Source organism: Cryobacterium soli (genome assembly GCF_003611035.1).
Taxonomy (GTDB): domain Bacteria; phylum Actinomycetota; class Actinomycetes; order Actinomycetales; family Microbacteriaceae; genus Cryobacterium; species Cryobacterium soli.
Genome location: NZ_CP030033.1, coordinates 4,253,743 through 4,269,951, shown reverse-complemented (window position 1 = coordinate 4,269,951; position 16,209 = coordinate 4,253,743). Strand labels below are relative to the sequence as shown.

Genomic DNA, 16,209 nt, shown 5'->3' with positions numbered 1-16,209 from the left:
CCGCGGGACGTTCAGCACAGGCTCCTGACCGGCTTCACGCTAGCACGCGAACGGGTGCCACTCCTATGGGGACTGCTCCCCATCGACGGCGCTGCCCGCATCGGTGTTGTTCGCGTCGGTTCCGACCGGTGCGCCGGACGCCGACAGCCTGGATTCCTCTGCGGCGCGGTCGAGGAGCACGACGTCGTCCAGGCTCACCAGCCGCGTCGCCACCGCGTACTCCACCAGGCGCGCGCGCCGGTTGGTGGCGAGGTGACCGGCGCCGCCGCGCAGACCGGCCACGCCGAGTTTGTCGAGCTTGCTGCACACGTTGTCGAGCTTGCGGTTGAAGGTCGTCATGCTCCAGCCGAGCCGGGCGGCGGCTTCGGCCGAGCTGGGGATGGCACCCCGGCCGGGGACGGCCTGGGTGAGGATACTCTCGGAAAGGGCCACGATGAGCAGGCGCTGGCTGGTGGTGAGGGTCACCGGCAGGATGGTGGTGGTTCCTCCCTCGTGGGAGGCCGACAGTGAGGTGTTGTAGAAGTCGTCCTCGGCGTGGATGGTGAAGTCGTAGGTGGAGGACCCGGCGCTGAACATGACGTGCATGGTCTGGAACACGATGGGCAGTTTGGCGCCCGGAGCCAGCCACGCCTGCACGGTCCCGGTGCTGTCCGAGACGGTGGCCGAGAGCAGGTTCCCCACGTTGGCGATCCACCACAGCCCGAAGTCCTCGTAGAGCCGGAGGAACGTGCGGTGCAGATACGGGTTGTCGTCGATGGTCAGATCGGATTCCCGGCCGATGGAGAACGGTGCGCCGGAGTCGACGGAGTACCACTCGCCGCAGAATTCCACACGCAGCGGTTTCACCACCACGGTCTCACCGGTTGCAGGCACGATTCGCCTCCGAGATCTTGCCGTCGGCGCGCTGCAGGTAGATGTCCACGCACACCGTCGATCCGGGCACGATGCCCTCGACGGTGATGTCCGCGGTCTTGCTCAGCGTGGGCTGGTCCGGGTTCTCGGCTCGGGCCCACCGGAAGACATCGCCCTTCTGCGGGCTGGGGTTGCTCACCGTGAAGGTCACCTGGGTGCCGTCCTCCGAGGTGGCGGTATCGTCCAGGACCGGGGCGGGGACGCCCGCGACGGCGTTGATGCCGGCGGGTTTCGCGGGCGCGGCGGACTGGGTGGGGGTCAGCGCGGACCCGTCGGCGCCGGTGAGGGTGACGGCCGTGGCCACGCCTCCGATCAGGAGGATGCCGACGACGATGGATCCGATCAGTATGAGCGGTCGCCGCCGGGCCGGGGGGTCGGTGGGCGGCTGGATGGCCTCCTCGACGGGTGCGACGGGAGTCGTCACGGGGGCGGGCGCCGGCCGGGACCCGCGCGGGCGCACGACGGTGCGTTCGCGTACCGGTTCGATGACCCGGGCGCCGCGGAGACGGGTGGCGTCGGCCCGGTCGGGTTCGACTGCCGCGGGCGGCGCGGTCGCCGGGGCAGGCGGAGCCACCGGACGTACGGGCGGCGCTGCGGGCGCCTGGGCGGAGATGGAGACGACCGACCGGGCCCGGGTCTCGTCGTCGCCGGCGGGCGCATCCGGTCGGGAATGCTGGGGTCCGGCGATGGTGGGGATGTCGATGCCGGTGGGCGCGTAGCCGAGTTCGAGTTCCACCCGCTGCAGGGCACGGGCGAAGTCCACGGCGGTGGCGAACCGGTCGTCCCGGCGGCTGGCCATGGCCTTGGCCAACACGGCGACCAGCGAGCTGGGCACGTCGTCCCGGCCGATGGGCGTGATGGCGCCGCGTTCGATGCGTCCGATCAGGTCGAGCGTGCCGTTGGACCGGCCGCGGATCTCGAACGGCGTCTGCCCGGCCAGCAGGGTGTGGATGGTGGCGGCCAGAGAGAACACGTCGCTGCGCACGTCGGGGCGCGGGTCGTCCTCGAACATCTCCGGCGGCGACCATGGCACGCTCATGCCCACCGACTGGCTTTCCCCGGTTCCGGTGGCCTCGGCGCCGGTCGGGAGGTTCCCGCCGGTGACGGTGTGCACGGGCAGTTCGTCGTCCAGGCTCGACGAGATACCGAAGTCGGTCAGCGCGGGCCAGCCGAAGTCGTTGGTGAGCACATTGGCCGGTTTGATGTCGCGGTGCAGGATTCCGGCCGCGTGCGCGGTGGCGACGGCGCCGGCCAGGCGCACGCCCGTGCGCAGGGCGTCGTCGACAGGGAATCGTTCCCGCTTGTATCGTTCGGCCATGCTCGGGCCCGAGCAGTGCTCCATGACGAAGTACGGCCGGCCGTCACCGGCGACGTCGGCGTGATAGATCGTGACGATATACGGATGCGTCGACAGCTGCGCCATGAGGTTGGCCTCGTCGACGAACTGGGCCTGTGTGGAGGGGTTGAGCTGTTCGGTGAGCAGCACCTTCACCGCGACCCTGCGTCGCGGCAGGCGCTGCTGGTAGAGGAAGACGTCGGAGAACCCGCCGGAACCGAGGACCGAGACGAACTCGTAGCCGGGCAGCTCGGGGGCGACGGAGGGGGCGCGGCGCATCACTCCTGCCCGACCGTGATGGTGATGCCGCTGCCGAGGTCGACGACGGTTCCCACGATGACCGCGGTGGGTTCACCCTGCCGGAGTTTCTGCGGCGGTTTTCCGGGCAGCGCCACGAGGGTGCCGTTGCGGGAGTGAAGGTCGGTCACGACGACGGTGTCGCCTTCGACGGTGAAGTGCACGTGGTTGCGGGAGACGTCCTGGTCGGCGCCGCCCAGGCTGACGAGGCGGGGCACGAGTCCGCCGGACATCTGGCTGACGCTGGGTGCCCGGCCGATGCGGATCGGCTGGCTCAGTGGTTCCCGCACACCGCTGGGCAGCACAAGGTAGAGCCTCGGGGACTCTGCGGCGGCGGGGGCTGCCTCCGGGCGGCGCCGGGAGCCGCGTAGCTTCTGCAGGTCTCCGCTCATGACGGTGTGACCGTCGTGGTCTCCCGCCAGTTCCTCGTCAGCGTCGGGCTGTGTGCGCGCCGGGGCGGCGCCCGGCCCGGCTGCGGGACCGGCGTCGTCGCTCGTCTCGCTATCGGGTCGCACAGCGGCCTGTTCGACACCGCGCATGACCGTGGCGCCGAACAAATGGTCATAGCCGCCGAGGTCGGCGGCAGAATCGGCGCCGGGCGCCCCGCCCGCGCGGCCCGGAGCGGAGTCCGCGGGAGCCGAGACGGCAGCACCAGGGTCCACGGACACGATGTCGGTGATGGTCTGTTCGCTGGCGGGCTCGGCGATGTCGCTCCGCGGGACAGGCAGGGGTGCCGGAGCCGTCACCGGGGCGGGGGCGGGGGCGGCCGCGTCGGTCGGGCCCACCGGAACCGTGGCCGCGGAGCCGAGAACCGCGGGCGGCAGCACGATGCGGGCGGGCGGCGGCACGGCGGCCGCCGAGGCCGCCGCGGAGGCCGTCATCGGGGAGGCCGCGTCGACGGCCAGGCGCAGACGCCGGGTGCGCACCAGGCCCGCCACCAGCGGAAGCCCAGCGGCGAGCGGCAGAGGGGCCTGGTCGTCGGCAGCCGTGCCGTTTCCCGCCTCGGTCAGCGGGGTCGCCGTGACCGACGCGCTGGAAACGTCGGCGACGGACCGTTCCACCCAGGTGGAGATTCCCAGCCCGCCGATGGAGACCTCCCCGCCCGGGGTCTGTAGGACCACGACGATGTCACCGCGCACGAACACGCGCACCGTGGCCGGTACAGTCTGCTCCCATGCGAGCAGGGCGAACGGCGGGGTGCGGGAGAGTCCGCCGGAGGTGAGCTCGTCCAAGACCGTGCGGGCGCCGGCGTCGCCGGATCCCTCCGCGGTGAGACCCGCCCAGATGCGCAGGGCAGCGAGCACGTCGGCCGGCAGCAGCACCACGCGATCCCCCGTCGCCGCGGCCAGCCAGCCGCCCGAATCATCGTCGTCGTACGAAAGCACAGATCCCCCCATAGCCTTTCCTGTTCCTGCCTACTGCGGATTCGCGTCGCGTGGGCGCGTGTCTTCGAGGTGCTCGTGCAGACCGCTCGAACGCTCCCGGGTGACCCCGGAGTCCGGACCGGGGTCGCCCCAGGTGGATTCCACGATCACCACGGTGACGTTGTCCCGGCCGCCCTTGGCCAGAGCAGCCGCGACGAGCACGTCGGCCAGCGAACCGAGGTCTTCCGGCACGGTGTGCGAGGCCAGGAGCGCGGCGATCTCCGCCACGCTCAATTCCTTGGTGAGGCCGTCGGAGCAGATCAGGAAGCTGTGGCGTCCGGTCGCCGGCAGCAGCCAGACGTCAGCGTCGACGAATTCGTCGGCGCCGATGGCACGGGTGATGACGTTACGGTCCGGATGCTTCTCGGCGTCCGTCGCCTTGATCAGGCCGGCGTCGACCATCTCCTGCACGGCCGAGTGGTCGACGCTGAGCTGCTCGAGGGTGCGACCGTCCCAGGTGTAGATACGGGAGTCGCCGATGTTGAACGCCATCCAGTGGAAACCGACATCGTCACCGGCGTCCACGAAGGCCACGCCGGCCAGGGTGGTGCCGCTGACGGCGGTGCCGAAGTCGTCGGCCGAACTGAGGTCACGAACGGCGTCGTTCGAGGAGTGGATGGCGTCCAGGATACGTTCGGGAGTGGAGGGGATGTCCTGTTCGATGTGTTCGACGAAGACCCGGATGACGGTTTGGCTGGCGGCGTCTCCGTGGGCGTGGCCGCCCATGCCGTCTGCGACGAAGAAGACCGGCGACTGGGCCAGGTAGCTGTCCTCGTTCACTTTGCGCACGCGGCCGACATCACTGCCGGCGCTGAAGCTGAACTGCACACTCGAGTCCCCGAGAGTGATCGCACTCTCGCCATTCACCGCCATGTGCACTCCACGAATCGCGTCCTTGCTCCGAGCGAGCGCTCCACCCCGTCCGGGGGAAGTGGAGCTACCACCGTACCAATACCATCGGTCGGATCAGACGCGCGCTGACCGGGAGATTCCCGGCCGCGGCGCTCGGCCCGCGCTCACTGGCCGGTCGGCCCGCCCAGTTCTTGGCTGACACTCGCGCCGGCTCGGCGCGCGTCCCGCCGGGTCTTCATGAGACTGGCGATCGTGGCCACGGCCATCGACACGATGATGACGGCGAGCGAGGTCCAGGTGTCGATCTCCGGCGCCCACTCGAAGCCCTCGCCACCATTGAGGAACGGCACCTCATTGGTGTGCAGGGCGTGGAAGACGAGTTTGACGCCGATGAAGAACAGGATGAAGGCGATGCCGTACTTGAGGTACTCGAGGCGTTCGAGCAGGCCGCCGAGCAGGAAGTACAGCTGACGCAGGCCCATCAAGGCGAAGACGTTGGCCGTGAAGACGATGAACGGGCTCTGGGTGATGCCGAAGATCGCCGGGATCGAGTCGAGGGCGAAGATCAGATCCGTGGTGCCGATCGCGATCAAGACGATCAGCATCGGGGTGAAGAGCTTGCGGCCGTCGATGGTGGTGCGGATCTTCGAGCCGTCGAAGCTGGGCGAGATGCGGATGTGGCGACGCAGGTAGCGCACCAGGCCGTTCTCGGCGTCGTCATCGCCGCCTTCCTTGGCGAAGGCCTGGTGGATCGCCGTGTACAGCAGGAAGGCGCCGAAGATGTAGAAGATCCAGCTGAAGTTCTCGATCAGCTGGGCGCCGAGCAGGATGAAGATGCCGCGCAGCACGAGGGCGATGATGATGCCCACCATCAACACTTCCTGCTGGTACTTCCGCGGCACGGAGAATCTCGCCATGATGATGACGAAAACGAACAGGTTGTCGATCGACAGGCTGTACTCGGTGAGCCAGCCGGCCAGGAACTGCCCGGCATGTTCGCCGCCGCCGAAGATGAGCATCAAGAGCGCGAAGATCAGCGCCAGGCCGACGTAGAACACCACCCAGAGGGTCGCCTCGCGCACCGACGGCACGTGTGGGCGCTTGTAGACGATCAGTAGGTCGGCGACGAGGATCAGCGTCAGGATGACCAGCGAGGCCACCTCGAACACGATGGGCAGCTCAAGATTCACGAGAAAGGGGCCTTTCAGAATGCGGCGGGTGCTGGAGCCAGCGATAACCCGAAAGTCTCTCCCGTACCGGATGCCCGGTACCACCGCGGCCGGGACCAGCTCAGAGCGGTCCGTGTTGACGACCACGGCATAGGGCCCGCCCGAAGGGAGCCCACAGGGATACTCCCCTTCGACCCTCCGATCTTACCCGCGTGCGCCCACACCGGCTCGTCCCGGCTGTCAACCGGTCGAGGGATGGCCGGGCTCTGGGACCGGCGATAGTGTCTGGGCATGAACAGTGACGAATTGCGGCAATTCGCAACCAGGCGGCTCAAGGCGCGCCGCGACTTCTGGAACTATTGCGGCGTATGGCTGGGCGTCTCGATCATCGTCGTCGCCATCTGGCTTCTAGCCACCCCCGGTGCCTACTTCTGGCCCATCTTCCCGATCGGCGGCATGGGTATCGCCGCCTTCTTCATCGGTTTGGACGCTTACGGCCCCAATCGAAGATTCATCACTGAAGAGGACATCGACAACGAGGTGGCCCGCATCACCCGATCGAACCCGCGCGGCGGGCCGAACTGACCGCCGGCCGGGACGACAGAACCGGCCACCCCGTGGGGTGGCCGGCCGGTACTGCTGTATCGCTGGGTCCCTAGACGAGCCAGGTGTACTTCTGCACGATCGGCAGGGCCTTCCAGGTCTTACCGAAGCCCCAGGTGTCGCCGGCGGCGAAGACCGCGACAACGATCAGGGCCAGCGCGTAGATGATGTGGTAGTCGACGAGCGGGTTGGTGGAGGCGGCGCCGGCCGTGAAGGGCCATTCGGCCAGGTACATGAAGACCATGATGAGGCTGCCGGCGACGGCGCTGATGCGCAGGCCCACGCCGAGCATGACGGCCAGGCCGACCGCGATCATGCCGAGCATGAAGAGGAAGTCAACCAGCGGGCTGGCGATGCCCACGAAGAACGGCTGCAGCGGTCCGGTGACGCCGGGGCTGTTGAGGAAGCCCTGCGCCGGGGTTCCACCGTTCAGCCAGGCACGCTCGGACGGAGTGGAGAAGCCCAGGCCGAAGGTCTTGTCGAGGAAGGCCCACAGGAAGATGAACCCGGTGGCCAGTCGCAGCACCGCGAGGGTGCGACGCTGGAGCAGGGTGGTGCCGGTCGTCGCGGCGGGGGCGGTAACTGCTGCCCCGCGGGTGGTGGTGCTGGCCATGGGATGGTGTCCTTCGAGTTGTATCGGGATGCCGGTGCCGTCTGACACTGGACTGTGAGTTCTAGACTCCCAGCCATTTTTCAGCAACGACAGGGCCGAACGTCCCACTCCCGGATACAAAAAAGCCTGGCCCCCTTCGAAGAAGGAGACCGGGCGTTTGTGACCCCAACCGGATTCGAACCGGTGTTACCGCCGTGAGAGGGCGGTGTCCTAGGCCGCTAAACGATGGGGCCGTTTTTGCAACTTCACGAGTATGCCACATCCTGGATACTCAGTTCAAATCGAGTGGCGTGTCCGCGCGTCGCGCCGCGCACGTGCACGTATCCGCGGGGCCTGACAGAGTGCTGCACCGGGCTGCGGGTGCTCACAGGATGCGCGTGTCGCGCGTTGTCCACACCCCTGTTTGGGTATTAGCTCGGAACATGAAGTTGACCAAACTGGAGCACGCCGCACTCGTCCTCGAAGCCTCCGGGCAGAAGCTGTTCATCGACCCGGGGTCGTTCACCACAGCGCTCACCGAAACGGCCAATGCGGCGGCCGTGGTGATCACGCACGAGCATGCCGATCACTGGACGCCTGAACAGCTGAACCGGGTGACAGCCATGAACCCGGGCGTTCCCATCTACGGCCCCGCCGGCGTTGCCGCAGCCGCCGGCGATATCCCCGTGACTGTCGTGTCCGCCGGCGACACCGTCGAGGCGGGTCCGTTCACGCTCCGGTTCTTCGGGGAGAAGCACGCCGTCATCCACTCGTCGATACCGGTGATCGACAACGTGGGCGTGCTCGTCAACGACGAGCTGTTCTACCCGGGAGACTCGTTCACGATCCCAGAGGGTGTGAAGGTCAAGACCCTTGCCGTACCGGCCGGTGCACCATGGTTGAAGATCGCCGAGGTCATCGACTACGTGCTCGCGGTCAAGCCGCTGCGTAGCTTCCCCACCCATGAGATGGGTCTGTCGCGAAGCGGCAAGGACCTCTCAAACTCCCGGATCAAGGCCGCCACCGAGCAGAACGGCGGCACTTTCTTCCCTCTCGAACCGCACGAAACGCTCGACCTGTAACCGCGCCACGCACCACCTGACCGCTGCTCGGATCGAAGGAGATCTCATGCGCTTCTCGTTGCTCATCATCAAGGCCGAGAGCGGGGAGGGCGACGTCTCCGAGGAGGAGCTGCCGCCGTTCCGCGAGTTGTTCGACGCCTACGCCGCGTCGCTCCAGGAGTCCGGTGCGCTGGTTGCGGCGGACATCTTCCGGCCCGCCGCGGAGTCCACCACGGTGACCCTCCGCGGCGGGAGCCGGGAGGTCAGGGACGGCGCCTACCTCGACGCGGTCGAGACGCTCTCCGGTTGTTTTGTGATCGACGTGCCGAATCGCGCCGCCGCGCTGGCCTGGGCCGAGAAGTGCCCGGCGGCCCTCTACGCCGTGGTCGAGGTGCGCCAGGCCGCGGTGTCGTTCCGGGAGGGACGCTGGCGCGAGCACTGAACCGGATACTGAACCCCTGCTCAGTCGGTGTCGTCGCGGCCGTCCGCCGCCCGGGCGAGCAGCGCCGTCACCTCGGCGTCTTCGGTGGGGTCGAAACGGCGGTAGTACTGTCCGACGGCGGCGAACCCGAACGGCGCTGCGACGGCGATGACCTCGTCGGCCGCCTCCCCTGCGGGTCTCTGAAGTTCTCCCTCCGCCTGGGCGGCGATGACGGGCACGGCCAGGATCACGCGCTCGGCGCCCAGGTGGCGCGCCACCCGGCACGCCGCGCGGGCGGTGGACCCCGTGGCGACACCGTCGTCGACGATCAGAGCGGTGCGGCCGGTCAGGTCCAGCCGGGCCCGGCCACGACGCAATTCTTCGACCCGGGCGTCGAGCACCGCGCGTTCGCGCCGTTCGGCGGCGTGGATCTGAGCCTCGGTGACCTCGGCGAGGGTCAGCACGCGCGGGTTTAGCACACGCACCCCTTCCTCCCCGATGGCACCCATCGCCACCTCAGGGTCGAGGGGCAGACCGAGCTTGCGCACGACGATCACGTCCAGGGGTACGTGCAACGCCCGGGCGACCTCGACCGCCACGGGCACTCCCCCGCGTGGCAGTCCGAGCACCACGATGTTGTGGCCCCTGAGACCCTGGAGGAGCCGGGCCAGTTGCCGGCCGGCATCCGCCCGATCGGTGAAGAGGGTCATGGCAGCAGGTGGCGGGCGAACCACTCGGCGGCCAGGTCGGCGGCCTCGCCCAGGGTGCCCGGTTCCTGGAAGAGATGGCCTGCCCCGGGCACGACGGCCAGCCGGTTCTCGCAATGGAGGAGTCGCTGCGCGTCCCGGTTGAGCTCGAGCACCGTGAGGTCGGCACCGCCGACGATGAGCAGGGTCGGCGCCGTGACCTGCGGCAGCCTGTCGCCGGCCAGGTCGGGTCGGCCCCCTCTGGACACCACCGCTCCGATCTCGAGGTCCGGCTCGCCGGCCGCCCACAGCGCCGCGGCGGCACCGGTGCTGGCTCCGAAGTAGCCGACGCGGCATCCGGAGGCATCGGCGCGGGCGGTCAGCCACCGGGTGACCGCACTCAGACGCCCGCCGAGCAGGTCGATGTCGAACACGTTGGCGCGGTCGAGCTCCTCGGCCGGGGTGAGCAGGTCGAACAGGAGCGTACCGAGCCCGGCCCGGAACAGCACTTCGGCCACGTACTGATTGCGCGGGCTGTGCCGGCTGCTGCCGCTGCCGTGGGCGAAAAGCACCACAGCGCTCGGGGAGGCGGGCAGGTGCAGGTGGCCGCGCAGGGTCACGTCGGACAGCGGGATATCCAGGTCGGTATCCGTATCGGCGCCGGGCGTCGCTTCGGGCCCGGCACGACCGGCCATCCGCCGGTGCGCTTCCTCCAGCAGCCGGGCGACATCGTCGTCCTCGGTGGCCGAGAAATCGGAGTAGAACTGCCCGACCGCCCAGAACGACTCCGGCGCATCCACATAGACGATGTCGTCGGCCCCGGTGAGATTCGGCAGCGTGCTGGCGGCGATCACGGGGGCGGCGAGGATCACGCGCTCGGCGCCGAGTCGCCGGGCCACGTCGCAGGCCACCTGGGCGGTGGAGCCGGTGGCGACCCCGTCGTCGACGATCACGACCGTGCGCCCCTGCAGGTCAATCCGGTCACGGCCGGGCCGGAGGCGGGCCACCCGGGCGTCGAGCTCGACGCGTTCGCGCACCTCGACCGCCTCAACCTCCGCGTCGGTGACGCCGGTGAGCGCCACGATCGATTCGTCGACGAGCTCCTCGCCACCCTCGCCGATGGCGCCCATCGCGAATTCGGGCTGGAATGGCACGCCGAGCTTCCGCACCACGATCACGTCCAGCGGGGCGTCGAGCGCCGAGGCGACCTCGAACGCTACCGGAACTCCCCCGCGCGGAATGCCGAGAACGACGACGTCCTGGTCGCGCAGGGAGAGCAACTGCCGAGCCAACAGACGCCCGGCCTGCACTCGATCAGTGAAGTGCACCATCCGGCCATGATCGCCCGGGAACCCGCCGGCCGCTAGTCGCCCACGGTGGCGCCCCTCCGGGCGAGGTCCCCTTTTGCGCCGACAGCGGTGGGTGCCCCGCCCCTGGTAGCGTGACGCATCGACAGTCGGTCCCTCGGGAGAGGACCGCATCCGTTCCTGACGGCTGTGACCGATGACACACCTCCTGGCGCTCCGCCTGATTCGAGGCGTCCGCGTCAGGTTGCCGTCAGCCTCGGCGGATTCGTGTCGACCAGGCAAGGAACCGGTACGACCATGAAGAGAATTTCGTATTGCGGAGATTCGTTCCTGACCACGGATGGGGCCGCGGATGCGCTCCTGGAGCTGGTCGTCACCTTCCCGACCGGCCACGACTCGGAGCTGCTCGATCTGCCGGCGGTCAACAGTGCCGGCGACGAGATGGTCGTGCGGGTCGTGGTGGGACCCCGTAGCGAGCTGATCAGCGTGCCGGAAGAATCCGTGGCGCGGGAACCGGACACCGTCAAGACCGTCGCCTACCTGCGTGATCGCATGCGCACCCTGGCGGCTCCCCGCGATCTGACGTACTCGGAGGCATCGGCGTTCGCCGAATACGGCTGAAACGTGGGAACGCCCTCGACGGCGGACTGATGCCACCGGGAGTCAAGGCGTGGAGCGAGTTAGGGTAGGCTTCCCTATTGTTCGTTTTTCGCTCTTCCAGCAAGGAACCCATGAGAATTCCGCCTTCCACGATCGTCGCCGTCGCCGCAGCCACCTCAGTTCTTGTGGCCTTGTCTGGATGTGCCACATCCGCCGGGACCACGCCCTCGACGTCGGCCGCCGGCGATTCGCTGGCCGGCTCGAGCCTGACGGTCTATAACGCCCAGCATGAGGAATTGACCCAGGAATGGGCCGACGAGTTCAGCGCGGAGACCGGGGTCACTATCACTCTCCGGAACGGGTCGGACTCCGAGCTTGGCAACCAGATCATCGCCGAGGGCGCGGCATCCCCGGCCGATGTGTTCCTCACCGAGAACTCGCCCGCGATGTCGCTCGTCGACAATGCCGGTCTGTTCGCCGATCTGGACGCCGACGTGCTCGACCAGGTGCCGGATGCCTACAAGCCGTCCACCGGAACGTGGACCGGAATCGCCGCGCGCTCGACCGTCGTGGTCTACAACCCTGCGCTGATCACCGAAGCGGAGTTGCCGGCATCACTGGAAGACCTTGCCGACCCGGCTTGGAAGGGTCGATGGGCCGCGTCGCCCAGCGGCGCCGACTTCCAGGCCATCGTCTCGGCGATGCTCGAGTTGAAGGGCGCCGACGCCACGGCGGCGTGGCTCACCGCGATGAAGACGAACTCCGTCGAGTACAAGGGCAACAGCACGGTGATGAAGGCGGTCAACGCCGGCGAGATCCCGCTGGGCGTGATCTACCACTACTACTGGTACATCGACCAGGCCGGAACGAAGGAGAACAGCGCGAACACGGCTCTCCACTACTTCAAGAACGAGGACCCGGGGGCATTCGTGAGCGTCTCCGGTGGCGGCGTGCTCGCGTCGAGCAAGAACCAGGCAGCGGCGCAGGCCTTTCTGAAGTTCATCACAGGAAAGACCGGCCAGAGCATCCTGCAGACCGGCACGAGTTTCGAGTACCCGGTCGCCAGCGACGTGACGCCGAACCCGGCGCTGCCCGCGCTGGACTCCCTGGAAGCCCCCCTGGTGGACCCTGCCACGCTGAACAGCACCAAGGTGACCGACCTGATGACCGAAGCCGGGATCCTCTAACCGGCATCAGGTAGCCTCGTCGGGGCGAGAGGATAGACAACGTGACCACGTCGACGGCCCCGAGCGGGCAGCGTAGGCGGATCGCGAGCCCCGGCTCGAGGCCCTCCCCCCTGCTGCTCGCTCTCGTGTGCGTCATCGTCGTTGCACTGCTGATTCCCGTCGGCTTCGTCGTCTCGGTTGTGGCCCAGGTTGGCTGGCCCACTCTGGCGCCGCTGATCTTCCGGCCCAAGGTCGGTGAGCTTCTGGTCAATTCGGTACTTCTGGTGGCCATCGGCGTTCCCTTGTGCGTCTCCATCGGCGTCGGAGGGGCCTGGCTGGTGGAACGCACGCGCCTTCCGGCCCGACGTCTGTGGGCGGTGCTCCTCGCCGCGCCACTCGCCGTGCCGGCCTTCGTCAGCAGCTACGGCTGGGTGAGCGCCGTTCCGTCGATCGGGGGCCTCGGCGGGGGCCTGCTGGTGGCGACACTGGCGTATTTCCCCCTGGTCTACCTGCCCGCGGCCACGACCATCCGCCGACTCGACCCGGCACTCGAAGAGACGGCACGCAGCCTGGGGCACGGTACCTGGAAAGTGTTCTTCACCGTGGTCCTCCCCCAGCTGAAATTGGCGATCTGGGGTGGCGGGCTCGTGGTCGCGCTGCATCTCCTCTCCGAGTACGGCGCCTTCGCCCTCATCCGCTTCGACACGTTCACCACCGCCATCGTCGTCCAGTACCAGTCAACGTTCGCCGGACCCGCGGCCAGCGCGCTCGGCGTCGTGCTGGCGATGATCTGTCTGGTGCTCCTGGTTCTCGAGGCATCGACCAGAGGTCACGCCCGATATGCCAAGGTCGGCTCCGGCAGCGGCCGTCCGGGAGTGCGCCTGCCGCTGGGCGCCTTCGCGCCCCTCGCCGTGGCCGCCCTCGGCGTGCTGGTGGCGCTGTCCCTCGGTGTCCCCCTCGCAAGCCTCACCCGGTGGCTGGTCGCCGGCGGAGCGGCTTCCTGGGCCCAACCGGAGCTGGGCACCGCCGTACTGCAGACGATGTTCCTGGCCGGCGGCGGCGCTGCAGCCGCGATTGCCGTGGCGCTGCCGGTGGCTTGGCTCGCGGTGCGTCATCCCGGACGGATGGCTCGGGTCCTCGAGGGCGCCACCTATGTGTCCAGCAGCCTGCCGGCGATCATCGTCGCGCTGGCGTTGGTCACAGTGACCCTGCGCACGGTACCGGCGCTGTACCAAACGACGTGGACTGTCATATTCGCGTACGTCGTCATCTTCATGCCGCGCGCACTGGTCAGCCTGCGGTCGGGCCTCGCACAGGCGCCGGTCGCTCTCGAGGAGGCCGCACGAGCGCTCGGCCGCTCGCCGCTCGCCGCCCGGATCCACGTCACGCTTCCGCTGATCCTGCCGTCCATCGGCGCCGGCGCCGCCTTGGTCGGTCTCGGAGCCGCCAACGAGCTCACCGCAACCCTTCTCCTGGCGCCCAACGGCACCAGGACCTTGGCCACACAATTCTGGTCGGCGAGCTCGTCGGTGGCCTACGCGAACGCGGCACCCTACGCCGTACTGCTGATCCTGCTCGCCGCACCTGCGGTTGCGATTCTCTTCACCCAGTCCAGAAAGCGGGAGCGCGGATGACGTCCCTCACCATCTCAGGAGTCTCCAAGGACCTTGGCGGCGTGCCCGTACTGCGCGACGTCTCACTGTCGTTGGAGGCGGGCAGCCGCCTGGCCGTGGTGGGCGCCTCCGGGAGCGGCAAGAGCACGCTGCTCCGGCTGATCGCGGGCTTCGATCGACCGGATGCCGGCAGTGTGCGCATCGACAATTCGCTGGTCTCCGATGATTCAGTGTTCGTGCCCGCCCATCGCCGCGGCATCGGGTACGTCGCCCAGGACGGGGCCCTTTTTCCTCACCTGACGGTGGCACAGAACATCCACTTCGGTCTGCGTGGCCCTCAGCGGCTGCGTCACGAGGCGGAGGTCGCCGCCGAGCTCGTCGGCCTCGACAAGCATCTCTTGCAGCGCTACCCACATGAGCTGTCGGGAGGGCAGCAACAGCGCGTGGCGCTGGCTCGGGCGCTGGCTCCCGAACCACGTATCCTGCTGCTCGACGAACCGTTCAGCGCGTTGGACGCAGGGTTGCGCAGCCAGACCAGGCACGCGGTTGTGGAGGCGCTGGAACACACCGGCACCACGACGGTCCTCGTGACGCACGACCAGGCCGAGGCGCTGTCGTTCGGCCAGCAGATCGCGGTGATCTCCGGGGGCCGGATCGACCAGGCCGGCTCACCTATCCACGTCTTCCAGAACCCGTCGACGTCAGAGACCGCGGTCTTCCTCGGCGACGCCATTTTTGTTCCATGCCACGTGCAGGGCACCGTCGCCGATAGCGCGCTCGGGCGTCTGACCGTCGCCCACGACCACCGTGGCGGCGGCACCGGGGCCCGCGCCCTGCTGCGCCCGACCCAACTGAGTCTCGACCTGAACCCGGTGCGCACCAACGCTGTGATCGTGCGCTCGTCGTTCAGTGGGTCGACCGTGCGACTCGACCTTCGACTGACCGATCTGGGCGTTGCCGCCGACTCGGTGCTCACCTTCGACCTCATGACCGCCCAACCGGATGATTACACGGTCGGCACCGCCGTCGCCCTGACCGCCACAGGCGCGGTCGGCGTCTACTCGACTGCCGGCTGACTCGGCCGCCGGCTGGTCGGACGGCCCGATCACCCCAGCGATCCCGGATAGCGGTCAGTGCACGGTCACCGCACGGTCACTGCACGGTCAGCGCGCGCCGGTATCGGCTGGGGCTGGTGCCCACGATCTCGGTGAACCGGGCACGGAGGTTGGAGGTCGACCCCAGGCCGCACTCGGCGGCCACGCGCTCGATCGGGTACTCGGTCGTCTCGAGGAGTTGCTGGGCGATGCGCACTCGGGCACGCGCCAGCCAGCGGGACGGCGGAAGGCGCAGTTCGTTGAGGAAACGCCGGTTCAACGTCCGGGTGCTGACCGATGCCGCCGCCGCGATATCAGCGACGGTGATCGGCTGCCGGGCGTGCTCGTCGATCCACCGCAGCGCGAAGGTGAGGCCTGAATCGCCCAGGGTGTCGTCCTTGACGTACTGCGCCTGGCCGGCCTCGCGTGTGAGCGGCACCACGGTCGTGCGGGCGGCGTCGGCGGCCACCGCCGCGCCGAAGTCCTGGGCGACGAGGTGCAGGCAGAGGTCGATGCCGGCTGCGGCTCCGGCCGACGTGAGGATCTGCCCGTTGTCGACGAACAGCGCGTTCGGCGTGACCTCGACCTTCTCGTGCCGGGCGGCGAGCAGCCCGGCCGCCCGCCAGTGCGTGGTGGCGCGCAACCCATCGAGAAGCCCGGTGACCGCGAGGTCCAACGCACCGACGCAGATCGATGCGATCCTGGTGCCGCGGGACGCGGCATCCCGCAGGGCGGCGATCGTGTCGTCGTCGAGCTGGGCGGTGGGGTCACTTCGCCCGGGGATGATGACCGTGTCGGCATCCGTCAGCTCCGTGAGCCGGTGGGGAACGCCGATCCGCATGGGGCCCGACCGCACGGACTCGGCGGGACCTGCCACGCGAACCCGATAGAGCGGCATGCCGTCGTCGTCGACCACCCGCCCCAGGATCTCGACCGGGGTGGACAGGTCGAACGCGATGACGTCGTCGAGCGCAAGAACAACGATTCGGTGCATGCTGCGACCCTAGTCCGTCATTGGCGAGATCCTGGCGAATGTTGTCTTATCCGCCACTCGTGGCCGACCCGGCGTCCCCGTA

General features: G+C 68.6%; 16 protein-coding genes and 1 tRNA gene. 7 read left to right on the top strand and 10 right to left on the bottom strand.

Annotation, left to right across the window (positions count from 1 at the left end; translation table 11 throughout):
* Positions 1–63 precede the first annotated feature (63 nt).
* From DOE79_RS19900 to DOE79_RS19880, 5 genes are all read right to left on the bottom strand, one after another.
* Entirely contained in the window at positions 64–873 is an 810-nt protein-coding gene (locus tag DOE79_RS19900) for an FHA domain-containing protein (RefSeq protein ID WP_425455664.1), read from the bottom strand.
* Positions 857–2,527, bottom strand: a complete 1,671-nt coding sequence (locus DOE79_RS19895) for a serine/threonine-protein kinase (RefSeq protein WP_120339985.1) — start codon at positions 2,525–2,527, stop codon at positions 857–859. Before DOE79_RS19895 ends, DOE79_RS19900 begins: the two co-directional genes overlap by 17 nt.
* Positions 2,527–3,942, bottom strand: coding sequence for an FHA domain-containing protein (locus DOE79_RS19890; RefSeq protein ID WP_120339984.1), 1,416 nt, complete (start codon positions 3,940–3,942; stop codon positions 2,527–2,529). Before DOE79_RS19890 ends, DOE79_RS19895 begins: the two co-directional genes overlap by 1 nt.
* Before the next feature lie 18 nt (positions 3,943–3,960).
* Positions 3,961–4,842: a PP2C family protein-serine/threonine phosphatase gene (locus DOE79_RS19885; RefSeq protein WP_120339983.1), complete on the bottom strand. Its 882-nt coding sequence runs from the start codon at positions 4,840–4,842 to the stop codon at positions 3,961–3,963.
* A gap of 143 nt (positions 4,843–4,985) precedes the next feature.
* Positions 4,986–6,011: a TerC family protein gene (locus DOE79_RS19880; protein WP_120339982.1), complete on the bottom strand. Its 1,026-nt coding sequence runs from the start codon at positions 6,009–6,011 to the stop codon at positions 4,986–4,988.
* 270 nt (positions 6,012–6,281) lie between these two features.
* On the opposite strand from DOE79_RS19880, the gene DOE79_RS19875 reads away from it, so the two are divergent.
* On the top strand, positions 6,282–6,575 hold the full coding sequence (locus tag DOE79_RS19875) for a 2TM domain-containing protein (protein WP_120339981.1): 294 nt from the start codon (positions 6,282–6,284) through the stop codon (positions 6,573–6,575).
* Positions 6,576–6,645: 70 nt separating this feature from the next.
* Here DOE79_RS19875 and DOE79_RS19870 read toward each other — a convergent pair whose 3' ends face one another.
* Positions 6,646–7,206, bottom strand: coding sequence for a DoxX family protein (locus tag DOE79_RS19870; protein WP_220094266.1), 561 nt, complete (start codon positions 7,204–7,206; stop codon positions 6,646–6,648).
* 160 nt (positions 7,207–7,366) lie between these two features.
* Positions 7,367–7,439: transfer RNA gene (locus tag DOE79_RS19865), tRNA-Glu, on the bottom strand.
* Between the two features lie 189 nt (positions 7,440–7,628).
* Between DOE79_RS19865 and DOE79_RS19860 the strand changes: the two genes are divergently transcribed.
* Together DOE79_RS19860 and DOE79_RS19855 are read left to right on the top strand one after the other, a co-directional pair.
* Entirely contained in the window at positions 7,629–8,267 is a 639-nt protein-coding gene (locus tag DOE79_RS19860) for an MBL fold metallo-hydrolase (RefSeq protein WP_120339979.1), read from the top strand.
* Between the two features lie 46 nt (positions 8,268–8,313).
* The gene (locus DOE79_RS19855; protein WP_120339978.1) at positions 8,314–8,688 is read left to right on the top strand and encodes a YciI family protein; all 375 of its coding nucleotides are present in this window, start codon (positions 8,314–8,316) and stop codon (positions 8,686–8,688) included.
* 20 nt (positions 8,689–8,708) lie between these two features.
* Here the strand turns inward: DOE79_RS19855 and DOE79_RS19850 are convergent, their stop codons facing one another.
* The gene (locus DOE79_RS19850; protein ID WP_120339977.1) at positions 8,709–9,377 is read right to left on the bottom strand and encodes a phosphoribosyltransferase; all 669 of its coding nucleotides are present in this window, start codon (positions 9,375–9,377) and stop codon (positions 8,709–8,711) included.
* Positions 9,374–10,684 (bottom strand): phosphoribosyltransferase family protein, encoded by a 1,311-nt coding sequence (locus tag DOE79_RS19845; protein WP_120339976.1) that lies wholly within the window; start codon positions 10,682–10,684, stop codon positions 9,374–9,376. Before DOE79_RS19845 ends, DOE79_RS19850 begins: the two co-directional genes overlap by 4 nt.
* Positions 10,685–10,957: 273 nt before the next feature.
* On the opposite strand from DOE79_RS19845, the gene DOE79_RS19840 reads away from it, so the two are divergent.
* The 4 genes from DOE79_RS19840 (at position 10,958) to DOE79_RS19825 (ending at position 15,115) form a co-directional block, all read left to right on the top strand.
* Positions 10,958–11,281: a hypothetical protein gene (locus tag DOE79_RS19840; RefSeq protein ID WP_120339975.1), complete on the top strand. Its 324-nt coding sequence runs from the start codon at positions 10,958–10,960 to the stop codon at positions 11,279–11,281.
* A 110-nt stretch (positions 11,282–11,391) separates the two neighbouring features.
* Positions 11,392–12,447, top strand: coding sequence for an iron ABC transporter substrate-binding protein (locus tag DOE79_RS19835; RefSeq protein WP_120339974.1), 1,056 nt, complete (start codon positions 11,392–11,394; stop codon positions 12,445–12,447).
* A gap of 41 nt (positions 12,448–12,488) precedes the next feature.
* On the top strand, positions 12,489–14,060 hold the full coding sequence (locus tag DOE79_RS19830) for an ABC transporter permease (protein WP_245977034.1): 1,572 nt from the start codon (positions 12,489–12,491) through the stop codon (positions 14,058–14,060).
* Positions 14,057–15,115 carry an ABC transporter ATP-binding protein gene (locus tag DOE79_RS19825; RefSeq protein ID WP_120339973.1) on the top strand — a complete coding sequence of 353 codons (1,059 nt, stop codon included), beginning with the start codon at positions 14,057–14,059 and terminating at the stop codon, positions 15,113–15,115. The genes DOE79_RS19830 and DOE79_RS19825 overlap by 4 nt, the downstream gene beginning before the upstream one ends.
* A 76-nt stretch (positions 15,116–15,191) precedes the next feature.
* Here DOE79_RS19825 and DOE79_RS19820 read toward each other — a convergent pair whose 3' ends face one another.
* A complete protein-coding gene (locus DOE79_RS19820; RefSeq protein WP_120339972.1) occupies positions 15,192–16,127 on the bottom strand; it encodes a GlxA family transcriptional regulator in 936 nt (311 codons plus the stop codon).
* Between the last annotated feature and the right edge of the window lie 82 nt (positions 16,128–16,209).